The organism is Mucilaginibacter sp. P5_A6, assembly GCF_056400585.1.
In genome coordinates, this window is the sequence record NZ_JBFUKZ010000081.1 from 1 (window position 1) to 1,826 (window position 1,826).

Annotated in this window: 2 protein-coding genes; both read left to right on the plus strand. The window is 44.8% G+C overall.

The genetic code is table 11. The features are described from left to right. A partial coding sequence (locus AC1DO4_RS27795; RefSeq protein ID WP_477421030.1) for a fibronectin type III-like domain-contianing protein occupies window positions 1-510 on the plus strand: 510 nt, incomplete at its 5' end. Window positions 511-611: 101 nt separating this feature from the next. Next, the coding region (locus tag AC1DO4_RS27800) for a carbohydrate binding domain-containing protein (protein ID WP_477421031.1) at window positions 612-1,826 on the plus strand (1,215 nt) is incomplete at its 3' end.

Sequence of the window (1,826 nt, forward strand, 5' to 3'; positions counted from 1 at the left end):
TCGTTAAAAGATTCTCCTGCTTCCGCTTTAAATACTTATCCGGGTAAAGGCGCTACGGCCGAATATAAAGAAGGTATCCTGGTTGGCTACCGCTGGTACGATACCAAGAAAATTGAACCGCAATTTCCTTTTGGTTATGGGCTCTCCTATACTGATTTTTCCATAAGCCATTTTTCGGCTGATAAAAAAAGCTACGGAAAAAATGAAACCGTCCGTGCAAAATTCACTATCAAAAATACAGGAAGCCGTTACGGTGCCGAAGTTGTGCAATTATATGTGAGCGATCCGGTTAGCTCTGTTTTACGGCCAGAAAAAGAATTAAAAGCTTTCAAAAAAGTTTTTCTGCAACCCGGCGAAACGAAAACAGTTGAACTGGATGTAAAGGTTGGTGATTTGGCTTTTTATGACGAAACAACAAAATCATGGAAAGTTGAAGCTGGCGAATTTGTTCTTCAGTTAGGTAATTCATCACGCAATATTTCAAAAACAGTAAAAATCCGGGTTATATAAACTCAATACCGATAAACTCAGAAACAATTTTCAATGGAAATACCCCATTGGCCTTGTAAAAATAAGTGTAAAAAACACAATAAATAATATAAACTTTCACGATGAAAAAGTTATTACCCATTTCAATTTTGTGCCTGTTCCTGTTCGCTGCAACAAGCGTAAAAGCGCAAAACCCTAAGCTAACGCTTGATTTAACCAAACCCGGCGCAAATGTAAGCCCGCAACTGTATGGGTTGATGACCGAAGAGATCAACCATTCGTACGATGGCGGTTTGTATGCCGAACTGATCAGGAACAGGATATTTAAGGACAACCCAAATACGCCGGAAGCATGGAGCGTGATCAGGGAAGGTGGCGCGAAAGCCACCATTCAATTAGTTGCCCCAAACCCCGGCAATGTACCCAACGATCAGCAGCGCCACGCCATTAACGGCGCGTTAACTACCTGTTTAAAACTCATGGTGGATACCGGTGGCGGCCGGGCCGGCATTGCAAATGAAGGTTATTGGGGCATACCTGTTTTGCCTAATACAACTTATAATGCTTCTTTTTATATGAAGGGCACGGACAGCAAGCCATTTCCCCCTCGCCCCTGGGAGCCCAAGCCTAAAGTTACTGTTCCGGTAATTGCCGATAACACTGCCGGGCCTATAACCGTAAGTATAGAAAGCAACGACGGTAAAACGGTATATGCTTCGGGGGTTATTAATTTGATAAAAAGCCCCTTTTGGAAAAAATATGAACTCAAATTAACAACCGGCGCTGGTGTTAAACCAACAACTGACGCCCGTTTTGTTATTTCCACAAACCGTACCGGGGTTTATTATTTTAACCTCGTGTCTTTATTTCCGCCAACCTATCATAACCGCCCAAATGGAAACCGGATAGATATCATGAAATTATTGGCTGATATGAAACCCCGTTTTTTACGTTTTCCCGGTGGTAATTTCCTCGAAGGCCCGAAATTGACCGATGCCTTCCCATGGAAGACCACTTTAGGCGCGCTTGAAAATCGTCCCGGCCATACCGGCTCATGGGGCTATCGCCCTACCGACGGGATGGGCTTGCTTGAATTTTTAGAATGGTGCGAAGAGTTGAAGATGGAACCGCTGCTTGCCGTTTATGCGGGCTATTCACTCGATGGCGACCATGTGGACGCAGGCCCGCTTTTAAAGCCCTATGTAGATGATGCGCTGGATGAGCTTGAATATGTTACGGGCGACGTACACACCTACTGGGGCGCTAAGCGTGCTGCAGATGGGCACCCCGCGCCATTTAAACTCAGCTATGTGGAGATTGGCAACGAAGACGGGTTT